We start from the raw sequence: 25393 nt of genomic DNA, 5'->3' as shown, positions 1-25393 counted from the left end.
GCTATTATAATAAGGTATATAAAATCAGAAGACGATGTGCGATAAGAAGGAAAAGCAACTCGAATTGGATAAACGTTATCTCAGGATGGCGACCGTATGGGCAGAAAATTCGTATTGCAAAAGACGCCAGGTTGGGGCACTGATAGTAAAAGACCAAATGATTATCTCTGACGGATATAACGGTACACCGTCCGGTTTCGAGAATGTTTGCGAAGACGAAAACAATGTCACCAAACCTTATGTTCTGCATGCGGAAGCCAATGCCATCACAAAAGTGGCCGCGTCATCCAACAGCAGTAAAGGCGCAACGATCTACGTCACCTCCGCCCCCTGCATCGAATGTGCCAAACTCATCATCCAGTCCGGGATCAAACGGGTGGTATACTCTGAAAAATACAGGATGGAAGATGGTTGCAACCTATTACGTCGCGCAGGTGTTATTATAGATTATATAGAAATAAACGAATAAAGATACGTTTTATGGACAAGAACAAAAGGCTGGCCGTATGGTTGCCTGTGATTATAGCATTAAGTGTTGCTCTCGGGATCTTTGTAGGAAATCATTACATTAGACTGACGCAGGGGAAAAGACATATTTATTCCAGTGGAAATAAGATCAATGCCATCCTCGACATTATCGACGAACAGTATGTCGACACGGTCAATATGAAACAATTGGTGGAAGATGCCATTCCTAAAGTTTTCAGCGAGCTGGACCCGCACTCCGTATACATACCGGCTAAAGATGCCCAACGGGTGAATGAAGACCTGGAAGGATCGTTCAGCGGTATCGGCGTTTCCTTCAATATGCAGACCGACACCATTCTGGTTATCAACGTCATTCCGGGCGGTCCGTCTGAAAAGGCCGGATTAAAGCCATTCGACCGTATCATCACGATCAACGACTCCCTGTATGCCGGCAACAAGAGCGACCAGGATGTTATCATGAAAACCCTGCGCGGGGCAAAAAACAGTACGGTCAAGTTAGGGGTCAAACGCAAGAACGAACCGGAACTGCTGTATTTCGACGTGACGCGCGGCGACGTCCCTGTCAACTCGGTCGATGTGTCTTACGAAGTTAGTAAAGGAATCGGGTACATCAAGGTCAGCAAATTCGGACGTACTACTTATAACGAATTTATCACGGCAATCGCCAAACTGAAACAGGCTGGCTGCACCTCATTCGTGATCGACCTTCGCGGCAACACAGGCGGTTATATGGATGCCGCCATCAATATGGTAAATGAATTTATGCCGGAAGGCCGTCTGATCGTATATACGGAAGGAAAGGCATTCCCGCGCAACGACGTCTATACGAACGGAACAGGCACTTGCCAGGATGCTCCGATCGTAGTCCTGACAGACGAATTCTCGGCTTCTGCCAGTGAAATCTTCTCCGGAGCCATCCAGGATAATGACCGCGGGCTGATCATCGGCCGCCGTACCTTCGGCAAAGGATTGGTACAGTCTCCGATCCAGTTGAGCGATGGTTCGGAAATTCGTCTGACGATCGCACGCTATTACACTCCGTCGGGACGTTGTATCCAGAAAAAATATGAATTAGGGAAAGACAGCGAATACGAACAGGACATCTACCAGCGTTTTATGCACGGCGAATTCGATTCGGCCGACAGCATCAAGCTGAACAACAGCGAGAAATACGAGACCGTAATGGGACGACCTGTTTACGGCGGCGGCGGTATCATGCCGGATATCTTCATCCCGCGTGATACAAGCGGCGTGACTTCCTACTTCTCGAACGTGGTCAATTCCGGTACGCTGAACCTATATGCACTCGATTATTCGGATCGCAACTACGACAAACTGTCTTCTTTCAAAACCTATCAGGATTTATACAAATACCTGCAACAGCAGCCTCTGCTTTCCGATTTCACCAACTATGCAGCTGCAAAGGGGATTAAGAAACGTCCGCACCTGATCAGCATATCGGGCAAGTTGATCGAGAAACAACTTCAGGCTTACATCGTCCGCAACTTCTTCGACGAAGACGGCTTCTATCCTATTTTCCAGAATGACGATATCACGCTGAAACGTGCCATCAAAGTTCTGAATGAAGGTAAATCATTCCCGACACCGGAAAACAAAAAAACACCTCAAGATGGAATTGCACAAAGCCAAACAAACGCTTCGAGAGGATATGGCCTCGTTAAAGAGATCATATACGAAGACTACATTGCAGGATCTCTCTGCTAAGATAATGGAACGGCTGGAAGAGACAGACCTCTTCCGGCAAGCTTCATGCATAGCACTTTACCACGCCATCCCGGGCGAAGTGCAAACAGCCGCCCTGATCGAAAAATGGTATCGGGAAAAGAAATTATTGCTGCCTCTTATAAAAGGGAACGACCTCCGACTGCTTTTGTACGCAGGAAAAGATTCACTCAAAGCCGGCGCTTTCGGCATTCTGGAACCTACCGAAGATTGCATGGCCGTACCGGAAAGCGAAATAGACCTGATCATTGTTCCGGGCGTAGCTTTCGACCGGCAACACAACCGCCTCGGACGGGGAAAAGGATTTTATGACCGCCTGCTCTCGACTTTGGACGTCCCCAAAATCGGAATCTGTTACGATTTCCAATTGAAAGACCGGATACCGGTCGAGCCATTCGACCATAAAATGGATTTGATCGTAACAGAGAAGGAGATCGTATGATTCAGATCTTATCCGTTTGTAACAACTCCATAACTTTGGCATCCGCCTTGGCTTTTATCTCCGGCGTGATGCTATCCTTTACGATTTTCAGGACAAGACCCATTACGGCAACATCGTCTGTAAAGCCAATCACCGGAAGAATGCTTTCCGGAATCAAGTCGAACGGCAGGATGAAATAGCCTAAAGCACCTATGATATATGCTTTATGTTGTAAAGGTACATCTTTATCGTGCAACAGATAATAAAGCTGGAAGACAGGACGTATCACGGTCGCACCGGCTTTTTTTGCAATCCGTTGCACTTTCTGCCAAAATTTATTCTCGGAATAGTATGTACCATACTTTTCCACTTCATAAACCTCTTCAAAAGGAACTTCTTCTATCTTTCTTGCATCCATAGCGATTCATTTCTTTTATCTGATTATTATATCTTGTATAACTGTCGAGCCGGCATAATCGTTCAGGCTCTTCACCAGACGCTCCCGGCACAACACCAGTTCACTTCTCAGGACAGAAGACGTGAGGGAAACATGCAGCACTTTATCTTTTACATATATATTATGTGTGTACTGTGCAACCATCGGCCCCAGTATCTCGCCCCAGGCCCGCTGGACACGGATTTCCAGGATCTTCCCACGCAGCTCGGCATTGTCTTCGAAAAACTCCCGGATCGCGTCGCCCAATGTTTGTGCATTCCGGCGTATCATTCCGCTTCCTCCATCGGTTGCACTTCGCCCTGTTCGACTCTGAACAAAGCGTAGCCGTGATCGATCGATTGCAGGATGGCATCCAGGTATTTCCGGTTCGTATCGGTGATGAAGATCTGCCCGAACTGGTCACCGCTTACTAACTTGACGATTTGCTCCACCCGATCGGCATCCAACTTATCAAAAATATCATCCAACAACAGGATCGGACAAGTCTGTCCCCTGCGGGAAAGGAAAACAAACTGTGCCAGTTTAAGGGCGATAAGATACGTTTTGTTCTGCCCCTGCGAACCGACGCGGCGGATCAGGAAGTCGTTCAGCGTCATTTCCAGTTCGTCCTTATGAATACCGGTCGAGGTATAACCGAGTATGCGGTCGCGCTCCCGGTTGGCAGCCAACATATCGGCCAGGCTCCCCCTGCCGAGTTGGGAGATATACCGCAGGCCGACCTGCTCGGTCGAACGGCAGATCGTCTGGTAATATTCGTTGAAGATCGGGGTGAAATCGTTGACCAGCATCTGGCGCTTCTCGTACACCGCCCGCCCGTACATATCCAATTGCATTTCCAGCACTTCATAGAGGGAAGTGTCCGTGCACTGCTCCTTCAGCAACGAGTTCCGCTGAAGCAAGGCTTTATTATATTGTATCAGCGCATGCAGATACGGCTTGTCCTGCTGCGAAATAATCACATCGAGAAAGCGGCGGCGCTCTTCGCTCCCGCCCTGTATCAGTTCCGAATCGGCGGGCGATACCATCACCAACGGCAAGAGGCCGATATGCTCCGACAGCTTGTCGTACTCTTTTTGATTCCGCTTGAACTGTTTCCGCTGCCGGCGTCGGATGGCACAAAAGATATCCTCTTCACGTCCCTCATAGTCATAATTGCCCTGCAACACGCACATATCCTGGCCGTTGTTGATCAGCTGCGAGTCGGGCGTGTTGATATGGCTCTTACAAAAAGAGAGATAATGAACGGCATCCAGCAGATTAGTCTTGCCCATTCCGTTATTCCCGAAAAAACAATTTATTTCGGGAGAGAAAGAAACTTCTGCCTGGAGAATGTTTTTATAATTGAGTATAGAAAGCTTTTTAAGTATCATCCGCACTATATTAGTCGCACAAAATTAAAAAATATACTTCTAAGTATAGATTTTCTCAGTAAAAAAAACTACTTTTGCGACTTGAATTGCCACAGGCATAAAACAGTGATAAAATAATAACAACTATAAAACATTATGGCTACTAAGGAAAAAGACACCAACAAGGAGTTAGAGGTCGAAGAAATTGTTTCGAAATCGGAACAGTTCATTGAAAACAATTCAAAGAAAATCATTTATGGTATTATAGCACTCGCTCTCGTTGTTGGAGCTGTTTTGGGTATCAAGCACGGATATTTGATTCCGCAGGAGAAAAAAGCCGCAGCAGCTATGTTCAAAGGCGAACAATACTTTGCCAAAGATTCTTTCAACCTGGCATTGAACGGAAACGGTGCAGACTATGAAGGATTCGAAGCTATCATCGACCAATACGGAAGCACATCAGCCGGTAATCTGGCAAAAGCCTACGCCGGTATCTGCTATTTCAAGATGGGAGAAAACGAAAAAGCATTGGATATGTTGAAATCTTTCAGCGGTAGCGACGATATGATCTCTCCGGCTATCACAGGCCTGATCGGTGACTGCTACGTAAACATGGGCAATGTGAAAGAAGGTATCAGCTATTTCGAAAAAGCAGCCAAGCAGGCAAGCAACGAAGTGATCAGCCCGACTTACCTGAAGAAAGCCGGTATCGCTTACGAAAGCCTGAAACAGTATGGCGATGCAGTTAAAGCATACACTACGATCAAGGAAAAATATTTCAATTCAATGGAAGCTTCCGATATCGACAAATATATCACCCGTGCTTCAGCATTGAACAAGTAACGCGTATACATTATTATAATCATATAAGAGGATGTCTCGTCAAACAAGGCATCCTCTTCTTTTAAGAACAAAAATATGGCAACAGCTTATCAAAATTTATCGGAATACGACTTCAACAGTGTTCCTGACGGATCAGAGGTGACTGTCGGGATCGTCGTAGCGGAATGGAACAAGCACATCACCGAAAAGCTATTGGAAGGTGCTTGCAACACATTGGAAAAGCATGGCGTCAAAGCCGAAAACATATATGTAAAACGAGTACCGGGCAGTTTCGAACTGACTTTTGGCGCAAAAAGAATGGCTGAAACAAAAGAAGTGGATGCTGTTATCGTTTTAGGTTGCGTTGTTAGAGGTGATACTCCTCATTTCGATTATGTATGTTCAGGCGTTACGCAAGGCATTACAGAATTGAACTTGATGTACGATATTCCGTTCATTTTCGGCTTGTTAACAACAGACACTATGCAGCAATCCGAAGACCGTGCAGGCGGCAAGTACGGAAACAAAGGCGATGAAGCAGCAGTAACCGCTCTTAAAATGGTAAATTTTTCTGTCTAAACGCTTGCGGGTTTCAAAAATAATCGTACCTTTGCACTGCAATTGAAAATAACGGGGGCAGTTACCAGAGTGGCCAAATGGGGCTGACTGTAACTCAGCTGTCTTTCGACTTCGGTGGTTCGAATCCATCACTGCCCACTTTACAATTTTCATGCGGAAGTAGCTCAGTTGATAGAGCATTAGCCTTCCAAGCTGAGGGTCGCGGGTTTGAGCCCCGTCTTCCGCTCTCAAGAAGAGGAAAATCGAAAGGTTTTCCTCTTTTTTTGTCCTTACCGGGAAGGATGAATAAAATAATAATACTACCTTAGCCGTGTGTTTACAAACTAAAAAAAGAAAGTATATGAAAAGGATGAAATGGATGTATATGCTATTAACGGCATGTCTATTGATGAGTTGTGCGGCTTATAAAACGGAAAGCAGAATGCAGGATATTCAATTAGGAATGTCCAAGAAGAAAGTCGTTTCGATATTAGGAAGAAATTACGAGCCGATGGGTGCGCGAGTTACTCCGGACGGAACAATCGAAACGATCCGTTACTTTTCGACATCCGTCCTGGGCGATAATGCAGATTACTATTTATTGAATTTCAAAGATGATACATTGGTTGAATGGTTCAAGGATGCCGATTCGAACCGCCCTCACAACCATCCCCGCCAGGAACCTCCGAGACATTGACGACGCGAGTTGACAAATAGATATTACGAATTAAAGGGGACTATTATTATGAGAACAAAAGAATTCCTTCTGTGTATAGTTCTATTGTTTGCGGGAATATACCGGATGCAGGCACAAGCCGATTTTTATTCAATACAGGCATTGGGGCATAGATATATCTATAATTCCGACTATTTTGATGAACCCCGTGAGTTGCAAGTCTATCTAAGCGGTGTGGACGGGAGTCTTAAAAACGATTCGCTGCTTGCCATCTATGTGTTTGACGCGCAATATCCCCCTACTTATAATCTGTTTTGTTCAACATTCGAATTGATCTATCCGAATACCCCTTGTGTGATTGTGGGAATATCCAATTCAGACAGGCAAAGCGAGCTGACTCCTCCTTTTACCGACTCCATATCGGTGAAAGGGTACAGTAATCCAGGGCATGGAAAGGAAATGCTTTTATCTTTAACGAATGAAATAATTCCTTTTATCGAAAAGAAATATCATACAAGCCATGACAGGGTGTTGGCCGGCCATTCGCTGGGAGGGACATTTGTCAGTTATGCCATGATGGAATACCCTGCTTTATTTCCTCATATTATAGCCATATCGCCCAATTATAATTACAGTAAAAATATGATGATCGATAAGTTGAGGCATTTTACAGATACTTATCGGGGAGAAAAAGAGTTATATGTTTATCTGGCAAATGGGCACAAAGATAAGACAGAAGAGAAATTCAAACCTATGATAAAAGAAGCGTGTTCCATCATCGGGAAAAATAACAAGATCGAGTTGCAGTATGATTCTTTGAATATAGACAAGCATAGTGCCACAATATTTGAAGGCTACTACAGAGGGCTCCTTAAAATGGCATCGGTCATCAAGTCAACTGAACAACAAAAATAGCTCCGTCCGGAATAAACGAATAAGGCAGATGCCTCCGGGCATCTGCCTTATCTCTTTTACGGTTATAAACCTTTTTCGATACATGCACCCGGTTAAAACTGACCGGATGGCCGTGATTTTCAATCTCCGCCTCCCTACTTCCTCTTCGGTTCGCTTTGATGTAATCCATAAACGAATCTTTCTTTTTTGTTTTCATACTGATAATGTTTAACGTGACAAAGGTACGGATAATATTTGAATATGAACATAGATTCATATTTTGGCAGAATTGAATCATAAATGATGATTTACCGGCATGAAACATGAATGACAGAGTTATACAAAATGATTGTCATTCCGTAGGGGCAGGGCTCTGCTCTGCCCACAACACATTAAATATTATCCTGTTATCCTCTGGGTGGAGTAGAACCCCACCCCTACGAGCCTGTCTTATTTATTAAAATTTCATTAAAAAACGGCTGATCTCCTTCCTTTGTTTTCCGGAATTCTCTATCACTCTATCACACTTCGCCTTACAAGCGTTGATAAACATAACATATAAGGTGTGATAGATGCCGGATTCATGTATCACACCTCTGTCACACCTGTATCACCATTTGACATTGAAACGGGTAGCCGGTATTGTCTCAAAAGCGAAAAAAAACATACCGATATGCATTTGCGCGAAGATTATTTTGTCAACATAAGGTGTTTTTTTGCAGAAAGCAAGCAGGAAAAGAGCGGAAAACAAGCAGAAATGTTCAAAAACACGCCCATCTTCCGGCTTTCTACACCCGGGTCTTGCCGCTCTGTACATCCGGATGTACGGAACGGCTACACCCGGATGTACAGAATCATTTCATGCTAATGTGTTGTAATTAAATTGCCTACTGTACAAGAAAAGACTATATATATCACCAAAACATAGATAGAGTGTGATGGATGTTTACACGAATTCCACGGATAGCATTTTAACAACAACAAACTAATAAACATCCAATTACGTAACAATCGTAATATTTCCAGGCAATTCGTTTGTATTCTTAATTTTTAATATTACATTAGCCAAAAATATAATATTCATCTTATAACCTTATGTATTATGAATAAATACCTGCTCCCCATCCTAAGCATACTTCTTTTAGCCTCTTGCAACCAAGAGAGTAAAAAAGACAAACAGATCATGTTCGAAATCAATGTCGAAGAAGGCATCAAGAACAAAGTAGACAAATTGCTGCTGAGCGATGCGGCTATGGATATCGATATTATTCAGCTTGAAACGAACGACAGTTGCTTCATCCAAAAAATCCGCAAGATGGATATCGGCGAGAGCGACCTGTTTATCAATAACGTCTCTACCGCTTACAGCAGGCTATTCAGGTTTGATAAAAGCGGCAAGTTCAAAAATATAGTAAGCCGGGAGGGTGACGGACCAATGGATATCATGTCTATCGACGGTTTCGGCATAGATGAAAAGAACCGGCTTGTCCATGTAGGAAATGGATTTGGCTTCATAAACGAAATCAAGACTTACCGTTACGACGGTTCTTGGGTCAATACCATCAAAGCTGCCCGTCCCGGAGAAGCCCTCTTCGGAACCTTCAACTGGGACCAGCGTGGCTACAATTATTTTAACGGCAAACACGTTATCCGCCGTTTCCTTCCCTTACAGGACGGTTCTAAAGACAACTGGCAAATCGGCATACTGGATGCTTCCGGAAAAGTCTTGGCACACTTTTATGATCCGAATATCCTGCGTTATCAAAAAGAGATCGATACTAACAACAGCGGACATTCTATCGACAAAATCCGGTATGCCTGGGGAACAAGCAGTCCGGTTCAGAACCGCTACTTCAGCCACATAAACTTTATGTTTGAAGCCAACGACACCATCTATCGCTATAACGAAAAGAATAACACCCTGAAACCCCGGTACATCATGGATTGCGGCAAACGCCCGGATGCCGAATCCATTTACAAAATGGGGAAAAACTCCGATTATTTCAAATATATCTTTGCATTCGACTTGTTGGAAACAAAAGATTATCTTTATATAGATGTGGAAAAAGACTTGTCGGCATTCCTGCTACGTGTAGACAAACAAGACGGCAACATCCAATCACTCGAACTGGAGGGAGAATTAGTAGAAGGAGCTATGACTAAATACCGGAAAGTCGACGCTCCCCACTTTACCAACGACCTGTGCGGCGGCCTTCCCTTCTACCCTACCAGCACGACAGACCGGCAATGGCTCTGCGCATACAACGCATTCGACCTGCTGGAACAGGTCGATATAGATGAACTGAAGCAATCTGAAGTCCTTCTGCCTGAAAAGCGGGACCGATTAGTCAAGATACTGGAAAACCTGAAAGAGGATGACAATCCGGTTATCATGGTGGCAACGCTCAAATACTGATTAAGCATAAAAAGCCCGATTAAGGCTTATGCTCCGGATAAGTACGTTTAGGATTCTTGGGGAACCAGCCTTTCAAGACACGTTCTTCCTGCTCGAAAACTTCCTTTATCGTCCAGAAAGAGGAAAAGGCAAAGACGCCGCAGATAGCTGACACGAAGACGCTTTCAATCAGCAGGGAAGCAACTGTTCCCACTATTCCTAAAACAAGGAAGATCCACCAGCATTTTGTCCCCCAATAATATTCCGCTTTTACCACAACCGGATGAAAGAGTCCGATAATCAGAAAGGTTGCAATACCTATCAACAGTCCATCAAAGTTAATCATGTCCATATCTATTTATGATTTAAGACAGGCATGTCCGCCTGTAGTGACAAAGATACGAAGAAATATGTATCGTCCATGATAAATTATTTCTATCCACTTATTGATAATTCAATAAAACAAAAAAGAGGCATCCTGGTTGCAGGACGCCTCTCCATTATATCGAAAATCCGTTTCCGATTAGTTAGCCGGAGTCTCTTCATCGGAAGAAACAGGAGCTGTTGCAGGCTGCTGGGCAGTGCCAAAGTCAGGAGCAACTGTATTCGGATCGATTGTTACAGCATTATTTATCTGTTCTTTGATTTCAGACTGAGTTGTGTGCTGAGCTCTCGGAATAAAAGCAGTAATCACAATACTTAAAACAACAACAGTGCCGGCAAGAGTCCAAGTTGCTTTTTCAAGAAAGTCTGTGGTTTTGCGTACCCCCATAATTTGGTTAGAAGAAGAGAATCCTGAAGCCAGACCTCCACCTTTCGAGTTCTGAATCAATACAATCAAGATCAATAGTATAGATGCGATCAGGATTAAGATAGAAATAAATACGTACATCTTTGTTTTATTTTTTAGTGTTAATAATCAACTTTTCCAGAAATCTGATTTGGTCTGCAAAGTAAACATTTTTTTCTGGATATTTCAAGTTTAAGTTTTTAATTATTTGCAATGCCTTCTCATATCGCTTCTGTTTTACATAAATATGGGCTAACGTCTCCGTAAAATAGGAGTCATCCAGCGATTTATGCTGTCCGTCTTCCAACTCTGCCAGGTTGCCGGGAGCGGATGCTCCGGTAGTTTCCATATCCAGGTTCAAGCCACTGCCGGGAGCTCGCTGTTCTTCGTTTTTGATAAAAGAGTCGATAAGATCGTGATGTTGCAAACGGACTTCTTCTTCTTTTTCCTCTGCCTGCTCGCTCTCTTTTGTCAACGACCAATAAATATAATCAGACGAAGCGGATGGTTGGAACAATAAGGACGCATCCGCTTTCGGTTCTTCTTCCTCGCGATTGGACAGGAAAGCGTCGATCAGCGAAAAAGCATCTTCCTGATCAGGAGTTTCCTCTTTTACCGGCTGGGATTGCAAACCGAACCGTTCTCCTTCGATCAGGGTGAACAATTTCCTGCGGTCAGGAACATAGATAGCCATTTTCTTTAATTCTGCGCTAAAACGTATATCATTCAAGACTGCCAGATTCTTTAGATAAAGCATCCGGGCAATCTGGAAATATGGGAATTCATCGACAATCTGCTTCAACTGCGGAAGTGTTTCCTCAGTCAGCAGGGCCGGGTTCTCCATCAGTCGATATAAATCAGCAGCTTTCATTTTTACCAGTTGGCAACCGTTGCATTATATATTTGATCGACAAGTTCGTCAATAATCTCTTCCGACAACTGGTCCTGTACCTGTTGCAACATTTGGGTCGCATCGAATTCACGGTAAGCCGAGAAGCTCTGCTCGAAATCCTCGTCCGGATTCACCCGGTTGGCATAACGAACCCGCACCGTAATCGTCAATTTGGTCTGCGACGCATAAGCATCTTCCTTTACTGCCATAGGAGTCAGGTCATAACCGGTAATTTCACCTTCCAGATCCAAGTCACCATTGCTATTTACCAACTGCAAGCGGGTCTGGCGGATATAAATATCCTTCAGCGCTTCCGTAAACTTTTGTGACAGCGGTGGATAGACTAACGGAGCCTGGTTCGGGAAATCCTTTATCGTAATCGTCTTGACCTTCGTATAATCAATAGAGGCACCATTAAACTTATAGGAGATGGAACAAGCCGTTACAATCAGCCCGATCAGGCAGAAAAGCCATATCTTATTATTTTTCAACATCTTTTATTCCAGATTATATTCTTTAATTTTTCTGTAAAGCGTCCGTTCCGATATTTTCAGATCGGCAGCGGCATTCTTACGGCGACCGTTATGTTTCTCCAACGCCTTGCGGATCATCTCTTTCTCGACCTCTTCCAACGACAGGTTTTCCTCCTCTTCCACCGCTTCGGCCTCCTGGATGGAGGGAACCGGGTGAACGGCATGGATCGGATGGGGATAAGCCGCCGGCTCTTCCGGCACATCGATCGGCATCTTACCTCCCATGATGTCGTGCACCAGCTTTTTCAACTCGTTGACATCCTTCTTCATGTCGAACAGCACCTGGTACAGAATCTCACGCTCGCTGTTGAAAATCTTCTGTTCGGAATCCTGTTTGACGAGGACCGGATATTTCTCGATATTCAGGTCGGGCAAATACATCCGGAGCACGGAAGCGGTTATATCCCGGTTTTCCTCGATAACGGAAATACGTTCCGTTATGTTTTTCAGTTCCCGGACATTCCCCGGCCAACGATAGGAAAGCATCAACTGGCGGGCTTCCTCATCCAAACGGATCGACGGCATCCGGTATTTCTCCGCACAATCACTGGCAAATTTCCGGAAAAGCAAGATGATATCCTCCCCGCGCTCGCGTAAAGGAGGCACCTGGATGGGAACCGTACTCAAACGGTAAAACAAATCTTCGCGGAATTTGCCCTCCGCTACGGCTTGCATCAGATTAACATTCGTAGCAGCTACGATACGGACATTCGTTTTCTGGACTTTGGATGAACCGACACGGATAAATTCCCCCGTTTCCAGTACACGCAGCAAACGCGCCTGCGTAGGAGTAGGCAGTTCTCCCACTTCATCTAAGAATATCGTTCCGCCATCCGCAACCTCGAAATAGCCTTTACGGTCGGACAAAGCCCCCGTAAAAGAGCCCTTTTCGTGCCCGAACAATTCCGAGTCGATCGTGCCTTCGGGAATGGCGCCACAGTTCACGGCTATATATTGCCCGTGTTTACGTGGGCTATTCTGATGTATAATCTGAGGAAAAGTTTCTTTACCGACACCACTTTCTCCGGTAATCAGCACAGACAAATCCGTTGGAGCGACCTGTAAGGCAACATCGATAGCCCGGTTCAGCCCGGCATTATTGCCGATAATTCCAAAACGTTGTTTTATCTGCTGCACATCGACCTTTATCATATTTTCTTCTACTATCTGTAATTATTTCAGTTTTATCTGCCAAAATTACAAATCTTAATCCAATTAACCGAATCCACAAACGGATTCTATGCAGCTTTGTTATTTTTTAGCACCGTACGTCCGTTGATATAAGAACTCGGCCAGGTCTTTATCGTCTGCAATATTTTGGATTTCTTCAGGCGAAACAGGCTCGCCGATGTAAACGTCGACCGTACGCCCGCGCTTGTTAAAGGCTTCAGCCGGTATTCGCAACGTACGGATACGCCAGTCGATCCGCCCCAGCCAATAGAAAAAGCCGGAATTCAGGAAATCGAAATAAACAGGATATACAGGTACTTTCGCTTTCCGGATCAGACGAATCACGCTATGCGTCCAGGGCAAATCCTGTATGCTCTTCGTCTTCTTATTGTACATCGAGATCCCTCCGGCCGGGAAAAAGCCCATCGGATGTCCTTCTTTCAGTTGTTGTAGGGAAATACGTACCCCGTTTATATTCTTCAGATTGGCTCCCTGTTTATTTGAATCAGGCTTGACAGATACGAAATTATCCCCCATAGCCCCGATCTTGGTTAACACGCCGTTTACCATCACTTTGAAATCCGGGCGGCGTGAAGCGAATATATCGATCAGCATAATCCCGTCTATCGATCCGATCGGATGGTTCGAGACAGTAGCAAAAGCGCCTTCAGGCAAACGATCCAACACTTCGGCATTATGCAGGTTATAATTGATATCGATCAGCGGATCACCCAACAAGGCTGTTGTAAAATCCGCCCCCCGCAAATGGCAGTTATTGGCATGTACCCTGTTTACCTTATCGATACTTAACCATTTGATCAGCACTTTTCCTAAAAAAGTGCCGAAACGACTTTTAAAGAACGGGGCAGCTTCCTGTAAATCATGTATGTCTACTACGCTCTCTTTCATAAATTCTTATTTATAGAATGTTGCACACATCTTTTCGTGCTTCCTCATAGCAAGCAGCAAAACGATGTTCAATACGATTATCTCATACAAGAAATAAACCCAGACCTCACCGATCAGAACCACGATAAACATCACGATCGTACGTCCGTTAAAAGTCAACAGGTCGATCATGTGCATCAGCTCCTTGCTCTGTTTACGGAAACGGATACGGATATCTTCCGGTATATCATCCCCGTATTTTGCATGCAGGCTGCGAAGCATTCCCTGCAAAGACGGAGTAGCCTTCACCTGCAAAAGGGTATAGCCACGATAGAGGAAATAGAAGAATTTATTGATACCGTATTTCATCTCCTTATGACGGGCACGTACCTGTTCCAACGACTGGAACTCCGCACCTTTATCCTTACTGATGAAATATAAATGAAGCGTCTTATAATAGTCCGTAATATTTGCCTGTACCAGATGGGACAAACCGGAAAGAACCGCCAAGGCAAAGAACCAGTCCGTTCCGTAGTCGTGAGACAGACGAAGGGCAAAAGCAACATAAATACAAGTAAACCAGATATCCCCGGCAAAACCATCCAAAATACGGCCGATCGCCGATTTGATCCCGGTCAGACGCGCTAACTGCCCATCCACACAATCCAGAATATTTGCAAACACCAGTAACAAGATACCGCAAATATTATAAATCAGATCATCATGGTAAAAAAAGAAACCGACTGCCGCCCCTACAAAAATAGACACAACAGTCACCATATTAGGAGTAATACCTGTACCCTTTAACATACGGGCGATACGAAAGCCGATGGGACGGTAAAAAATCCGGTCAATCTTATTTTCTGTTTCTATCGACTTCAACGAAGCCTCGTACTCTTTATCCAAGTCGCTCATTTATCTTTTATTTATACGAATAACCGCCATCGACGACGATCACTTCGCCATTAAAATAACTATTTTCTACTAACATTTTATATACTTCCGCCAGTTCTCCCGGATCACAGAAACGCCCCAATGAAACCTTATTCTCTATATTACGGCGTATTTCGGCGGGTTTTGTTTTCTGCCATTCGGTATCTACAAAGCCGGGAGCCACGGCGTTCACACGCAATTCGTACGGAACCAGGAACTTCACCATATTTTTCACTAACGCATGCACGGCACTCTTTGTCACACCGTATGCCAGCGAAACCGAATGAGGTTGTATTCCCATCAAAGAACCGGTAAAGACAATGCTCCCTCCCCTATTGATCAACCCGACAATACGTTGCAACAGGAAGACGGGGAAATGCACATTGGCAAAAAATACCCGTTCCCACTCTGCCATATCCAACTCTTCAAACGGATCACGGCAGGTCAGGCCGGCATTAAAGATCACCGCATCCAGACGCATATCACGGTCTGTAAGAAACGATTTTATCTTTTCGATCGATTTCGGGTCGGAAATATCGGCTTGAAGTGCACAAGCATCGACTTTGTATTGCCGCAACAAACCATTTGCAACCCGAAGAGCCCCCTCTTCATCCGAGGCATAGGTTAGAACCAGACTGTAACCGGCTTTTGCCAGGCATTCGGCAACCGCTTTGCCAATCCCCTTCGTCCCTCCGGTAATCAATACCCATTTTTCCATCATCGCCCTTATTCTTTTTCACCGAAGCCTTTAACGGATTCAGGTTTGGACTGACGTTGAGACTTCAAATTCGCTTCATATGAATCATGAATCGTTTTCTTCAGGTTGGAAGAGGAAACTCCTGTCCCATAGGGGAAATAAAACACCTGGACGCCCAGGTCTTTCAAATAATCATACTTGCCGAACCAATCGTCTCCCACGACAAAAGCGTCGATATTCAGCTTCTTGACTATTTCGGAATGGTCCAATGTATGTTGCGGAATTACAATATCGGGAGTTTTCAGCGCTTCGATAATCTGCAAGCGTTCCGTAAAAGGAATAATCGGTTTCGCTTTATAAGAAGACACCAATTCATCCGTACTCACCCCCACGATCAAAATATCCGCAAGGCTACGGGCATAATTTATCATCCGAAGATGATTGTAATGGAACATATCGAACGTTCCTGATGTATATACAATCGTTTTATCCTTAAACATAATACTTATATCCTTTTGAAACCGCAAACTTACGCAAACTTTTCCTATCAAAAAAAAAATGACAGCAAAAAGGACAGATTGTATTCATTTCCCGTGCACCAGAGTATGATCGGGAAGGCCATCGCTTCACCTGCAAAAAAGCATAGGGTTACGACTACTAAAGCATAGGGTTACGACCGTTAAAGCATAGAGTTACGAAACTTAAAGCGACTTTTGCTTTACCAGCATAATTACCGGATTGTCTTCTTCATCCAACTTCGAAGCGATTTCTTTCAGCGGGCCGTCTTTCAGTTGGCCTTTCTTGTAGATCTCGACAAGCCGGGGTGCATTTAAGGTCGTGGCTCCTTCGATATCATGATTAATGGATTTCGCGGTCATAGCGACAGACCTTTTTTCTGCATAGTCACCATTGTGTACGGTCACTTGATATATGGCTTTTTCTTCCTTGTCGTACATCAATACATCCGCATAGAATCCGTTGCCCTTTTCAAAGTTAAATACATTTTTAACGGTTTCCATAAAATAATAACGGTCGGTATAAATACCCGTATAGAGAAAGACTTCAGGCTGCATCGTATACGCGGAGGGGGTTCTTACAATAAAGGGGGTTAATGAGCCATCCGGTGCATAGTTATACAATGTGTCGGCCGATGTGTCAATAAGTGTGCATTTACCGTGGCTTAGGCGTATTTGGTAAGAATAATTTGCTACAAATCCACCGTCACCCGTCACGATCGGTGTGTTAATCGTTTTAAAAGGAATAAGAATTTCCCGGGTGATGCTTCCATCCAGCTTTGATATAATGACATGGTACGATTTGCCTCTATCCTTTCCTTTATTATGATAATCCGACATATCATAGCCAATTAAATTAGATTTGTCATAATCAAAAACAGATGAAACTTCCCGATCAAGATTCAAACACCGTTTGAATTCTCCGTAAAGATCGTACACCAATATCTTATTTCCCGGCGACATCACAAATATTTCATCATTACTTTCATCAAGAATAATCCCGTTAATTCCGGCATATTCTTCGGCCCCTTGCCCTTGCCGGTTTATCTTCCTTAATCCTTTACCGGTTTTCCGGTCAAAAATAAAAATATCCCCGTCCCTGTTCCTGTTTTTCACTAACAGGTATTCTTTCCCAACATCTTGTACCAAACCTTGTGTAAGAAACTCGTCGGAGGTTTCCAGCGCAAGATATTCCACATCCATAAAATCCTGAAGAACCAGTTCTTTTTTAGGATAGCTTTTCGAAACGTCAACGATGATTAATTCATCGTTTGATTGTTTGCTTTCTTCACACCCCGCCAATACCACCAACAGAATGATTGCCAAAATTGCATTTATTTGTTTCATCACAATTATTTTTCAGGTAATAAATCAGTTCGACCAACAATTATTTCATAATAGGCCCCTTAACAGACAAAAATAGCCATTACTTGCTTTGCAAACAAAATAAACAATGGCTATTTTATATTTGACCTGGATTATTCAGGTTAAAATATTTCCAAGTTCCCGGTTATTCATCTTCCTCTTTCGTCAAGTCGAGCTTCTCATTATCACCTCCCTTATCGAAATATTGCTTACGCAAAGGACTGGCTGTCGCCTCCCGGTAACGGGTACGATTCCGGTAAATATCCAAGGCAGCATATAAGGCCTGACGGAAAGACTCTTCAGAAGCCACATTCTGGCCGGCTATATCATAAGCTGTTCCATGAGCCGGAGAAGTACGTACGATCGACAAACCCGCCGTATAATTAACGCCATCATCCATGGCCAGCGTTTTGAATGGAGCCAATCCCTGATCATGGTACATAGCCAATACACCGTCGAACTTATCGTACATCTGCGAGCCGAAGAAACCGTCGGCTGCATACGGTCCGAAAGACATCACGCCTCTCTTCTCGGCTTCCTGGATAGCCGGAATTATGATTTCTTCCTCTTCCTTACCCAACAATCCGGCGTCTCCGGCATGCGGATTCAACGAGAGGACAGCTATACGGGGGCGTACGATTCCGAAATCCTGTTTAAGCGACTGATTAAAGATACGCAATTTCGACACAATATCTTCAACGGTAATCTTCGATGCGACCTGTGCCAATGGAATATGTCCTGTCACCAACGCAACGCGGAGATTGTCATTCATCAGAATCATCAACGCCTTTTTTCCCAAACCGCCAAAACATTGTTCCAGGTATTCCGTGTGGCCGGGAAAATGGAATTGCTCATTCTGTATATTATGTTTGTTGATCGGAGCTGTTACCAAGACATCCACTACACCGCGTTTCAAGTCGGTTACAGCAGCCTCCAGAGCCAGATAAGCGGCCTCGCCGGCAGCAGTTGTAGATTGGCATAACTCAACTTTAGTCTCGTCATCCACACAGTTAATGATGTTCACCCGGTTTATTCCGGCATCTTCGGCCTGTGCAATGATACTCAAATTCACGGCAGGCAGCTCCAATGCTTTCCGGTGATAGGCGGCGATCTTTGACGAGCCGTAAATGACCGGCGTGCAAAGTTCGGCAATGCGAGTATCCGACAATGTTTTCAGTATCACCTCGTAACCGATACCGTTTATATCTCCGTGGGTAATGCCCACCTTAATCAATCGTTCTTCCATATATTTCGATTTATGATTTGTGATTTATAATTTATGATTCATGGCATTGAGGAAATAAATCAAAAATTATAAATCACAAATCTTTTCATTTATGTTTGTTACTTCTCTTCAGGAACATCCAGCTTCTCTATCGCTGTTTCTTCAAATTCACCTGGCAGGCGCAAGGTATACAAGGCGGATTCGATACGGCGGATAAAATTGCGTTTATCTGTTTCGGGAGCGAATACGAAGCCTTCAACGACTACCACCCGGTTGTTCTTTTCATCCAGACGTGCATGGCTGACGAACGGACCGCCCATCATATCGCCTTTTATGTGCCACAAACCACGCAGTACACCGCAATATTTACCATTTACCGTTGTCGGGGTATAAGTCACCCAAGCTGTATCCGTGGCCATATAGGATCCCGGGAATGTGCCCGGCATATTCTGCTTCATGACCGAATCACGTTTTGCAATCAGATATTCGGCCGTGAACGTATCGGCATCCTTATACGGGAAATCGTATACGACAATATCCGTACGGCCTGTATTGGCATTATTGGAAGCCCAGAAAAAGTCGGTCGTGTCACGGAAATAAGACATATTCCCCGGAGCATTCAACATGACGTTGAAGCGATCCTTTACGTGATCCATAACCACCGGACTGAATTCTTTCTCCAACTGCCCGATTGTACGGTTTCTTTCACACTTGGTAAAAAAATCCACAATGTTCCGCGGATGAGCCTTTACGTATTCCAGAATGGCTTCATCGTCAGGCGCCGTCAGCGTCATCACAACCTGGCCTTTTGCCCAGCGATTGTTTTCATATTTCAGCGAAACTTTCGTATACTGAGACTTGTCAATTTTAACAATCAAAATATTGCGCACATACGTCAACAGACCGTTAAACTGATCCGGAGTCACATATGTGATCTTAAAAGCAGGCTCTGCTTGCGGCAGTCCCGGAATATCGGAAGTCAGTTCGGCTTTGATAGCCTTTCCGGCAGGGGCATCCCAGTCGGCTTTATCCATTGTCACTACAATTTCATAAGCAAAACCGGTAGCATTTCTCATTATCGGGCCCGAACTACATGCTCCCATAATGGCAAGAAGCATAAAAAAGCTAATCAATAAAGAATGTGTTTTCATACCCGTTTAATTTTTTTGTTATACAAATATAGTTTCTTTTCCCTCAAAAGACACCATTTCTATTCTTTTTGTTGTTTCTTCGCCGTAGAAAGCATCCCGCATGCGGCAAATATATCTTCACCCCGTGATGCCCGGATCGTACAAACAATACCGGCTGCATTCAATGTATCCCGGAACGCCTCCATTCTTGCCAAATCCGAACTTTCCAAGGGGACATTGGGGATTGCATGAAAACGGATCAGATTGACTCTGCAAGGGACTTTATCTAATAAACAAATCAAAGCCTTCGCATGTTGAAGATCATCGTTCAATTTTTTAAAAACAATGTATTCAAATGAAACACGGCGTTGATGCGTAAAATCATACTGCTTGATTGTCTCGATAATGTCACGTGCCGGAAACGCCTTTTCAACCGGCATCAGGGAAAGACGTTCGTCCGGATAGGGCGAATGCAGACTGACAGCCAAATGGCACTCGCTCTCTTCAAGAAACCGTTTTAAGCCTTTGGCGACCCCGATAGTCGAAACCGTGATCCGTTTCGGGCTCCAGGCATATCCGTAAGGGGCGGTCAGGATTTCCAATACCTTGAACAGTTCGTCCACATTGTCCAGCGGTTCCCCCATTCCCATAAAAACGATATTGGTCAGTTCGTCCGTTTCCGGCAGGGATTGTATCTGGTTCAGAATCTCATTAGCCGACAGATTTTTAGTAAAACCTTGCTTACCGGTCATACAGAAAAGACAATTCATTTTACACCCTACCTGAGAAGATACGCATAATGTCGCTCTGTCTTCCGTCGGAATATACACAGATTCGACAAAATTACCGGGACCGGCAGGATATAAATATTTAATCGTACCGTCTACCGACTTCATCAAATCGGAAGGCGGTATGGCTCCCACTTCGAAATTTTCCTCCAATAAAGTACGTTTTGCCGTAGCGATGTTTGTCATGGCAGCAATCGAAGTCACTTTCTTTTTATACAACCAGTCAGCCATCTGCTTGGCTGCATAACCCGGAAGTCCGACTTCGGAGACTACTCCTTTCAGTTCATCCAGAGTCATACCCAATAAACGTCTTTTCTCACTCATGATCTTTCTTCGTTTCTTTCATGCAAAGATATAAAAAAACCGCCAATCGTAGCCGATTGGCGGTTTCCTATAATTAATAGGCCGGCAGTCTCCTGCCGCAATAGTCAACTATTAATAGAAGCGGATACGGTTATCTTCCACATCAGCTTTGTTAACCAACGACTGGATAGCCTGGAAGCCGAAACGGTAAGCGTTAGAAGCGTCTAATGCTTTGATTTCGGCAGCTTCGTCATAATTCTTGGCATCCTTGTTCTGTTCGTATACTTTGAATACGTATACACCGTTATTACCGGCAACCGGAGCGCTCAACTGGTCTTTCTGAGCCAGAGAAACCATTGCGTTAAGTTTCGGTTCAACACCGATACCTGCGATACGGCGTGTTGCAAAGCTAACGAACTTAACTGAATCCACAGAAGAATTCATTGCCTGTGCATAAGCATCAACGGAACTCAAATTCTTGGCAGACAAGTCTTGTGCAATCTTTTCACCTTTCTTCTGAGCGATCAACTCTGATTTCAACATCGGAGTAACAGATTCCAAAGAACGGTAGCCTTCCGGCAACGTACCCTGAACAGCTGCGATTACAAATTTGTCGTCGCATTCGAAGATTTCAGAAATATCGCCCTTGCTGCCCTGGAACGCCCAACGGATCACCGGACGGGAATTCTTGATAGAACCAAGAACCTGGTCGTTTGCAGTAACTGTCACATTAGACAACAGGTTGTAGCCGGCTTCTTTGGCGGCATCGTCAAGCTTATCCATGTTTTGGTTCTTAGAAATGAACTGATTCAATTCATTATAGATGTTACCATACGTCTTTGTGCTCGGCGATACGGTCATATCGATATCAGCCACCTTATATTTGTCTACATTTGCAGTCTTATCAGTAACCTTGATGATATGTGTACCATATAATGATTTTACAATTGAATAATCATTAACCGGAGTTGAGAAAACAGCATTTTTGAAATCATCGTTAACGCCTCTCAAAGCTGTTGCTTCGGTAAACCAACCCAGTTCACCACCTTTTTCAGCGGCCTGATCAGCCGAAAATTCTTTTGCCAGGGCAGCAAAGTCGCCACCTTTCTTCAATACGTTCAGCAAGCTATCGGCTTTAGCTTTGATAGCGGCTTCATCACCTGTGTTTGCCAACATGATATGACTAACCTTTACAGAGTCAGGAGCGACGGTTTTGTCGACCAACTTGAACATTCTGTATTTGTCGTTTTCGAAAACAGGACCGTATACGTCACCTACACTTGCTGTCTTTACAAACTGTTTCATTTCAGGATCCAGCGCATTTTCCGTAAAGAAAGCGTCCATATAAGGTATTTCGGAATTTTCCGTTACCAGGTCGGCTACTTTTTCGGAAGAAGCCAGTTCGCTCTTCAAAGATTCGATTTCAGCACTTGCTTTGTCGTAGTCTTCTTTGCTCGGACGGATATCGACTGCGATATATTTGATTACTTTTCCTTCTTTCTGCTTGAACAGATCTTTACGCTGATTGTACAGTTTTTCGATATCGCCCTTGCTTACCTGTATCGTTGAATCAGGAATAGAGGCATAAGACTGCATTGCATACACGATATCGGAACTTACAGCCGACCCATCGAAAGCATCTTTTGCATCCAACTTGTTGGCAGAAACCGCTTTGCTCAACAAAGTCGTATATTTCTGCTCCAAACGCTGACGTTTGATATTCTTTTCCCAGAACATCCAGAACTGGCGAGCCTGCAACAACTGTGCCTGCTGATCGGCAGGATAGTTGGCGATGTTATCGTCATCGATAGTCTTTAAGAAGTTTAATAATGCGGTTTTGTCGAATGCGCCTGTCTGCGGATTTACAAACATCTGCATCTGTTGGATCATCGGAGAAATGTTTTCACCCTGAACCATATCAAACAGTTCTTCCGGACCTACTCCCATTCCCAATTGAGAAGTTGCTTCGTTCAAAACAACATCCTGTACCATACCATCGAATACAGACTGACGGATTTGAGTCTGGTATTCTTCGGGCAGACTGGTGGAACCTGTCTGCATTTTATACATTTCAGTCATTTCGTCAACACGATCCTGAAAGTCTTGAATTTTAATAACTTCTCCGTCTACTTCCGCAACCTTCTCCTGCGATTGTCTGAAATAAGTAGAACCGGAGTTCAAAAAGTCACCGATGATAAAAGCGAACAATGCCACTCCCACAACGAGTACCAGCAGTCCTGCTTTGCTTCTGATTTTTTCCAGCGTAGCCATTTATCTTTATCTATTTTAAAGTTTATTATTCTACATTTTAAGGGCACGAAGATACGAAAAAAAGAGATTGCCGCATCTTTTTATGCTCTTTTTTTAATTAACTCACTACTTTCATACGAACTAACTCGATTTTCGTAGCTGTCACTTTTATGATTTTAAAAGAATATTTATCGATTACAACCGTTTCATTCAATTTCGGGAATTTCTGATAAAAGTGCAAAATAAAACCTGCGATCGTCACATAATCGTCCGACTCCGGCAATTCGAGGTCAAACTTCTCGTTCAACGTATCGATCTCCATTCGACCGGAAAGCAGATATTCGTCATCTCCCACCTTTTTGGCTACATACGATTTGATATCGTGCTCGTCTTCAATTTCGCCGAAAATTTCTTCCACCAGATCCTCCAGGGTTACGATCCCCGAAGTTCCTCCGAATTCATCCACCACGACAGCCAAGCTTTTCTTATCCTGCATCAGGACTTTCATCAACTTATTGGCAGCCATCGTTTCGGGAACGATCGAAACACTCCGGATACTCTGTGTCCAATCCTCCGGATTTTTAAACATCTCCGATGAATGGATATACCCGATAATATCATCTATATTTTCATTGTAAACAAGTATCTTGGAAAGACCGGTTTCGATGAAGCGGGAACGCAATTCCTCGAGAGTCGCCGTCTTATCGCATGCCACAATTTCGGTACGGGGAACGATGCAATCACGCAGACGCACATTCGAGAAATCGAGTGCATTCTGAAAGATCTTCACCTCCGTGTCCATATCCGAATTTTGAGGCGCATCTTCAATACTCTGCTGGATAAAATAGTCGAGATCCACCTTGCCCAGCGTCCGTTGTGTCGAACCGGTCACATTCTTTACCCCTACAATTTTCAAAATCATGAAAGAGAGCAAAGATGAGAACTTAGAAATCGGATACAACACAATGTATATGATCAACAAAGGCACAGAAAACAAAGTAAGTGAAAAATTCGGATTCAGCTTAAAAACAGTCTTCGGAATAAACTCTCCGGTAAACAATATCAGGATAGTTGAAATAATAGACTGAATCAAGACAATCAGCGCCTCATTATTCACCACACGTGCAATAAACGGTTCCAGAATAATAGCCATCTGCAAACCGTAGACGACCAGCGCTATATTATTTCCGACCAGCATCGTTGAAATAAACTGATGCGGATTCCGGTAAAATATATCCAAAATTTTACTTGTCAAGCTCTTTTCCTTCTTATCCAGTTCAAAGCGTAGCTTATTGGAAGAGATAAAGGCAATCTCCATCCCCGAAAAGAATGCAGATAAAGCCAATGATATTAATATGTATGTAAGTGCACCCATTACTTCTTTTTATCCATCTCACGCGGCACCAATTCCTTCGGAGCCGTTTTTCTCATTTGTACAGGTTTCTCCTCCGGAGTAGTTGCCGTAGCAGGGTTAACGGCAAGGGAATCTGCCGGAACTACATTTTGGGTTGAATCGGTCGCTGCCGATTCATTAACAGGGAATACGCCCTGGGAATTAAATATCTTATATTGAGTCATATCCTGATTCGATTCGAATCCGATACCTGTTATGATCTTATCTTCTTCTTGTATCCGAATGTATTTATCCGTATAGATTTTTTCTTCTTTCTGATTAAAGAAAAGAAGGGACGTTTCAAACGTTTTTCCTTCCAGGCTTTCCACCTTCACATTCCCGACCCATTTCCACAGGCCTTGCTTCTCATAGTTATAGGCAGTATCAGCCCTGAGACTTGCTTCGGTACGAAACAACGTGTCGAATTTCTCCACATAAATACCTTCTGGAAAATACGAAAACGGTTCTTTGGCTTTATCGAACTTCAGGAATTCTTTGGCTGTAGCACGATAGCGGGTTATTCCCGAATCGGAAAACTGAGTGGTATAATCAGTAGTCCTTAAAGTATAGGTTGTCTCCGGATCGAAAGCAACCACAACCACCTCCTTTTTATCACCGTTGCAAGAGGCGGTAAATAAAAGAAGCATAACAACTACCGCAAAGATAGTTGTTATGCCTTGTCCATTCGTTTTACAAAGAAAACGGTTCTTAACCATG

At 43.9% G+C, this 25393-nt stretch carries 28 protein-coding genes and 2 tRNA genes; 10 read left to right on the top strand and 20 right to left on the bottom strand.

The annotated features are described in order from the left end of the window. Positions 1–34: 34 nt before the first annotated feature. Genes ACPYIV_RS01340 through ACPYIV_RS01330 form a run of 3 tightly spaced genes read left to right on the top strand, consistent with a single transcriptional unit; the run spans position 35 to position 2674 of the window. Positions 35–469, top strand: a complete 435-nt coding sequence (locus tag ACPYIV_RS01340) for a dCMP deaminase family protein (RefSeq protein WP_425885141.1) — start codon at positions 35–37, stop codon at positions 467–469. A gap of 11 nt (positions 470–480) precedes the next feature. Next, on the top strand, positions 481–2214 hold the full coding sequence (locus ACPYIV_RS01335; RefSeq protein ID WP_293733082.1) for a S41 family peptidase: 1734 nt from the start codon (positions 481–483) through the stop codon (positions 2212–2214). Further along, complete coding sequence (locus tag ACPYIV_RS01330; protein ID WP_425885139.1) at positions 2159–2674, top strand: 5-formyltetrahydrofolate cyclo-ligase; 516 nt, start codon at positions 2159–2161, stop codon at positions 2672–2674. Before ACPYIV_RS01335 ends, ACPYIV_RS01330 begins: the two co-directional genes overlap by 56 nt. A gap of 1 nt (position 2675) precedes the next feature. Here ACPYIV_RS01330 and ACPYIV_RS01325 read toward each other — a convergent pair whose 3' ends face one another. From ACPYIV_RS01325 to recF, 3 genes are read right to left on the bottom strand one after another with little or no spacing between them, the layout of a single operon-like run. Further along, positions 2676–3071 carry a YkvA family protein gene (locus ACPYIV_RS01325; protein WP_300760732.1) on the bottom strand — a complete coding sequence of 132 codons (396 nt, stop codon included), beginning with the start codon at positions 3069–3071 and terminating at the stop codon, positions 2676–2678. Positions 3072–3086: 15 nt separating this feature from the next. Then, complete coding sequence (locus tag ACPYIV_RS01320) at positions 3087–3380, bottom strand: DUF721 domain-containing protein (RefSeq protein WP_293740183.1); 294 nt, start codon at positions 3378–3380, stop codon at positions 3087–3089. Continuing rightward, the gene (gene recF, locus ACPYIV_RS01315; protein WP_425885136.1) at positions 3377–4480 is read right to left on the bottom strand and encodes a DNA replication/repair protein RecF; all 1104 of its coding nucleotides are present in this window, start codon (positions 4478–4480) and stop codon (positions 3377–3379) included. Before recF ends, ACPYIV_RS01320 begins: the two co-directional genes overlap by 4 nt. 135 nt (positions 4481–4615) lie before the next feature. On the opposite strand from recF, the gene ACPYIV_RS01310 reads away from it, so the two are divergent. The 6 genes from ACPYIV_RS01310 (at position 4616) to ACPYIV_RS01285 (ending at position 7430) form a co-directional block, all read left to right on the top strand. Further along, complete coding sequence (locus ACPYIV_RS01310; protein ID WP_293733078.1) at positions 4616–5302, top strand: tetratricopeptide repeat protein; 687 nt, start codon at positions 4616–4618, stop codon at positions 5300–5302. A 75-nt stretch (positions 5303–5377) separates the two neighbouring features. Then, the gene (gene ribH / locus ACPYIV_RS01305) at positions 5378–5860 is read left to right on the top strand and encodes a 6,7-dimethyl-8-ribityllumazine synthase (RefSeq protein ID WP_293733077.1); all 483 of its coding nucleotides are present in this window, start codon (positions 5378–5380) and stop codon (positions 5858–5860) included. Positions 5861–5915: 55 nt separating this feature from the next. Next, a tRNA-Tyr gene (locus ACPYIV_RS01300) sits at positions 5916–5998 on the top strand. 15 nt (positions 5999–6013) lie between these two features. After that, positions 6014–6086: transfer RNA gene (locus ACPYIV_RS01295), tRNA-Gly, on the top strand. A gap of 114 nt (positions 6087–6200) precedes the next feature. Next, positions 6201–6536, top strand: coding sequence for a hypothetical protein (locus tag ACPYIV_RS01290; protein ID WP_293733076.1), 336 nt, complete (start codon positions 6201–6203; stop codon positions 6534–6536). A gap of 48 nt (positions 6537–6584) precedes the next feature. Further along, the gene (locus tag ACPYIV_RS01285; protein WP_425885132.1) at positions 6585–7430 is read left to right on the top strand and encodes an alpha/beta hydrolase; all 846 of its coding nucleotides are present in this window, start codon (positions 6585–6587) and stop codon (positions 7428–7430) included. Here the strand turns inward: ACPYIV_RS01285 and ACPYIV_RS01280 are convergent. After that, entirely contained in the window at positions 7405–7626 is a 222-nt protein-coding gene (locus ACPYIV_RS01280; RefSeq protein ID WP_293733074.1) for a hypothetical protein, read from the bottom strand. The genes ACPYIV_RS01285 and ACPYIV_RS01280 overlap by 26 nt on opposite strands. Positions 7627–8511: 885 nt before the next feature. On the opposite strand from ACPYIV_RS01280, the gene ACPYIV_RS01275 reads away from it, so the two are divergent. Continuing rightward, positions 8512–9825 (top strand): 6-bladed beta-propeller, encoded by a 1314-nt coding sequence (locus tag ACPYIV_RS01275; RefSeq protein ID WP_425885130.1) that lies wholly within the window; start codon positions 8512–8514, stop codon positions 9823–9825. Between the two features lie 19 nt (positions 9826–9844). Here ACPYIV_RS01275 and ACPYIV_RS01270 read toward each other — a convergent pair whose 3' ends face one another. The 16 genes from ACPYIV_RS01270 to lptC all read right to left on the bottom strand — a co-directional run bounded on the left by ACPYIV_RS01270 (position 9845) and on the right by lptC (position 25392). Further along, positions 9845–10156, bottom strand: a complete 312-nt coding sequence (locus tag ACPYIV_RS01270; RefSeq protein WP_008148836.1) for a DUF4491 family protein — start codon at positions 10154–10156, stop codon at positions 9845–9847. 171 nt (positions 10157–10327) lie between these two features. Next, on the bottom strand, positions 10328–10696 hold the full coding sequence (gene secG / locus ACPYIV_RS01265) for a preprotein translocase subunit SecG (RefSeq protein ID WP_293733686.1): 369 nt from the start codon (positions 10694–10696) through the stop codon (positions 10328–10330). A 7-nt stretch (positions 10697–10703) separates the two neighbouring features. Beyond that, a complete protein-coding gene (locus ACPYIV_RS01260) occupies positions 10704–11465 on the bottom strand; it encodes a hypothetical protein (protein ID WP_293733687.1) in 762 nt (253 codons plus the stop codon). A gap of 2 nt (positions 11466–11467) precedes the next feature. After that, positions 11468–11980: an LptE family protein gene (gene lptE, locus ACPYIV_RS01255; protein WP_293733688.1), complete on the bottom strand. Its 513-nt coding sequence runs from the start codon at positions 11978–11980 to the stop codon at positions 11468–11470. 3 nt (positions 11981–11983) lie between these two features. After that, complete coding sequence (locus ACPYIV_RS01250) at positions 11984–13171, bottom strand: sigma-54 interaction domain-containing protein (RefSeq protein WP_293733689.1); 1188 nt, start codon at positions 13169–13171, stop codon at positions 11984–11986. Positions 13172–13270: 99 nt separating this feature from the next. Then, entirely contained in the window at positions 13271–14098 is an 828-nt protein-coding gene (locus ACPYIV_RS01245) for a lysophospholipid acyltransferase family protein (RefSeq protein WP_293740180.1), read from the bottom strand. A gap of 6 nt (positions 14099–14104) precedes the next feature. Beyond that, complete coding sequence (locus tag ACPYIV_RS01240; protein WP_293733691.1) at positions 14105–14992, bottom strand: CDP-alcohol phosphatidyltransferase family protein; 888 nt, start codon at positions 14990–14992, stop codon at positions 14105–14107. A 7-nt stretch (positions 14993–14999) separates the two neighbouring features. Further along, positions 15000–15728, bottom strand: a complete 729-nt coding sequence (locus ACPYIV_RS01235) for an SDR family NAD(P)-dependent oxidoreductase (RefSeq protein WP_293733710.1) — start codon at positions 15726–15728, stop codon at positions 15000–15002. Positions 15729–15736: 8 nt separating this feature from the next. Then, positions 15737–16207, bottom strand: coding sequence for an adenylyltransferase/cytidyltransferase family protein (locus tag ACPYIV_RS01230; RefSeq protein ID WP_293733692.1), 471 nt, complete (start codon positions 16205–16207; stop codon positions 15737–15739). A 201-nt stretch (positions 16208–16408) separates the two neighbouring features. Further along, positions 16409–17569 (bottom strand): 6-bladed beta-propeller, encoded by a 1161-nt coding sequence (locus tag ACPYIV_RS01225; protein WP_425885125.1) that lies wholly within the window; start codon positions 17567–17569, stop codon positions 16409–16411. Between the two features lie 163 nt (positions 17570–17732). Next, positions 17733–18833: a 4-hydroxythreonine-4-phosphate dehydrogenase PdxA gene (gene pdxA / locus ACPYIV_RS01220; RefSeq protein WP_293733694.1), complete on the bottom strand. Its 1101-nt coding sequence runs from the start codon at positions 18831–18833 to the stop codon at positions 17733–17735. Positions 18834–18931: 98 nt separating this feature from the next. Continuing rightward, positions 18932–19963 carry a DUF4837 family protein gene (locus ACPYIV_RS01215; RefSeq protein WP_425885123.1) on the bottom strand — a complete coding sequence of 344 codons (1032 nt, stop codon included), beginning with the start codon at positions 19961–19963 and terminating at the stop codon, positions 18932–18934. 59 nt (positions 19964–20022) lie between these two features. After that, positions 20023–21054, bottom strand: a complete 1032-nt coding sequence (gene rlmN, locus ACPYIV_RS01210; RefSeq protein ID WP_293733696.1) for a 23S rRNA (adenine(2503)-C(2))-methyltransferase RlmN — start codon at positions 21052–21054, stop codon at positions 20023–20025. Positions 21055–21165: 111 nt separating this feature from the next. After that, positions 21166–23304: a peptidylprolyl isomerase gene (locus ACPYIV_RS01205; RefSeq protein WP_293733697.1), complete on the bottom strand. Its 2139-nt coding sequence runs from the start codon at positions 23302–23304 to the stop codon at positions 21166–21168. A 97-nt stretch (positions 23305–23401) separates the two neighbouring features. After that, on the bottom strand, positions 23402–24658 hold the full coding sequence (locus tag ACPYIV_RS01200) for a hemolysin family protein (protein ID WP_293740178.1): 1257 nt from the start codon (positions 24656–24658) through the stop codon (positions 23402–23404). After that, complete coding sequence (lptC, locus tag ACPYIV_RS01195) at positions 24658–25392, bottom strand: LPS export ABC transporter periplasmic protein LptC (RefSeq protein WP_293733699.1); 735 nt, start codon at positions 25390–25392, stop codon at positions 24658–24660. Before lptC ends, ACPYIV_RS01200 begins: the two co-directional genes overlap by 1 nt. Position 25393 lies beyond the last annotated feature (1 nt).

It is taken from the genome of Parabacteroides vesiculifaciens (assembly GCF_049860805.1).
In the GTDB taxonomy this organism is placed as follows: Bacteria; Bacteroidota; Bacteroidia; order Bacteroidales; family Tannerellaceae; genus Parabacteroides.
Note: the sequence above shows the minus strand (reverse complement) of the source record. Positions and strands in the feature narration are given on the sequence as shown.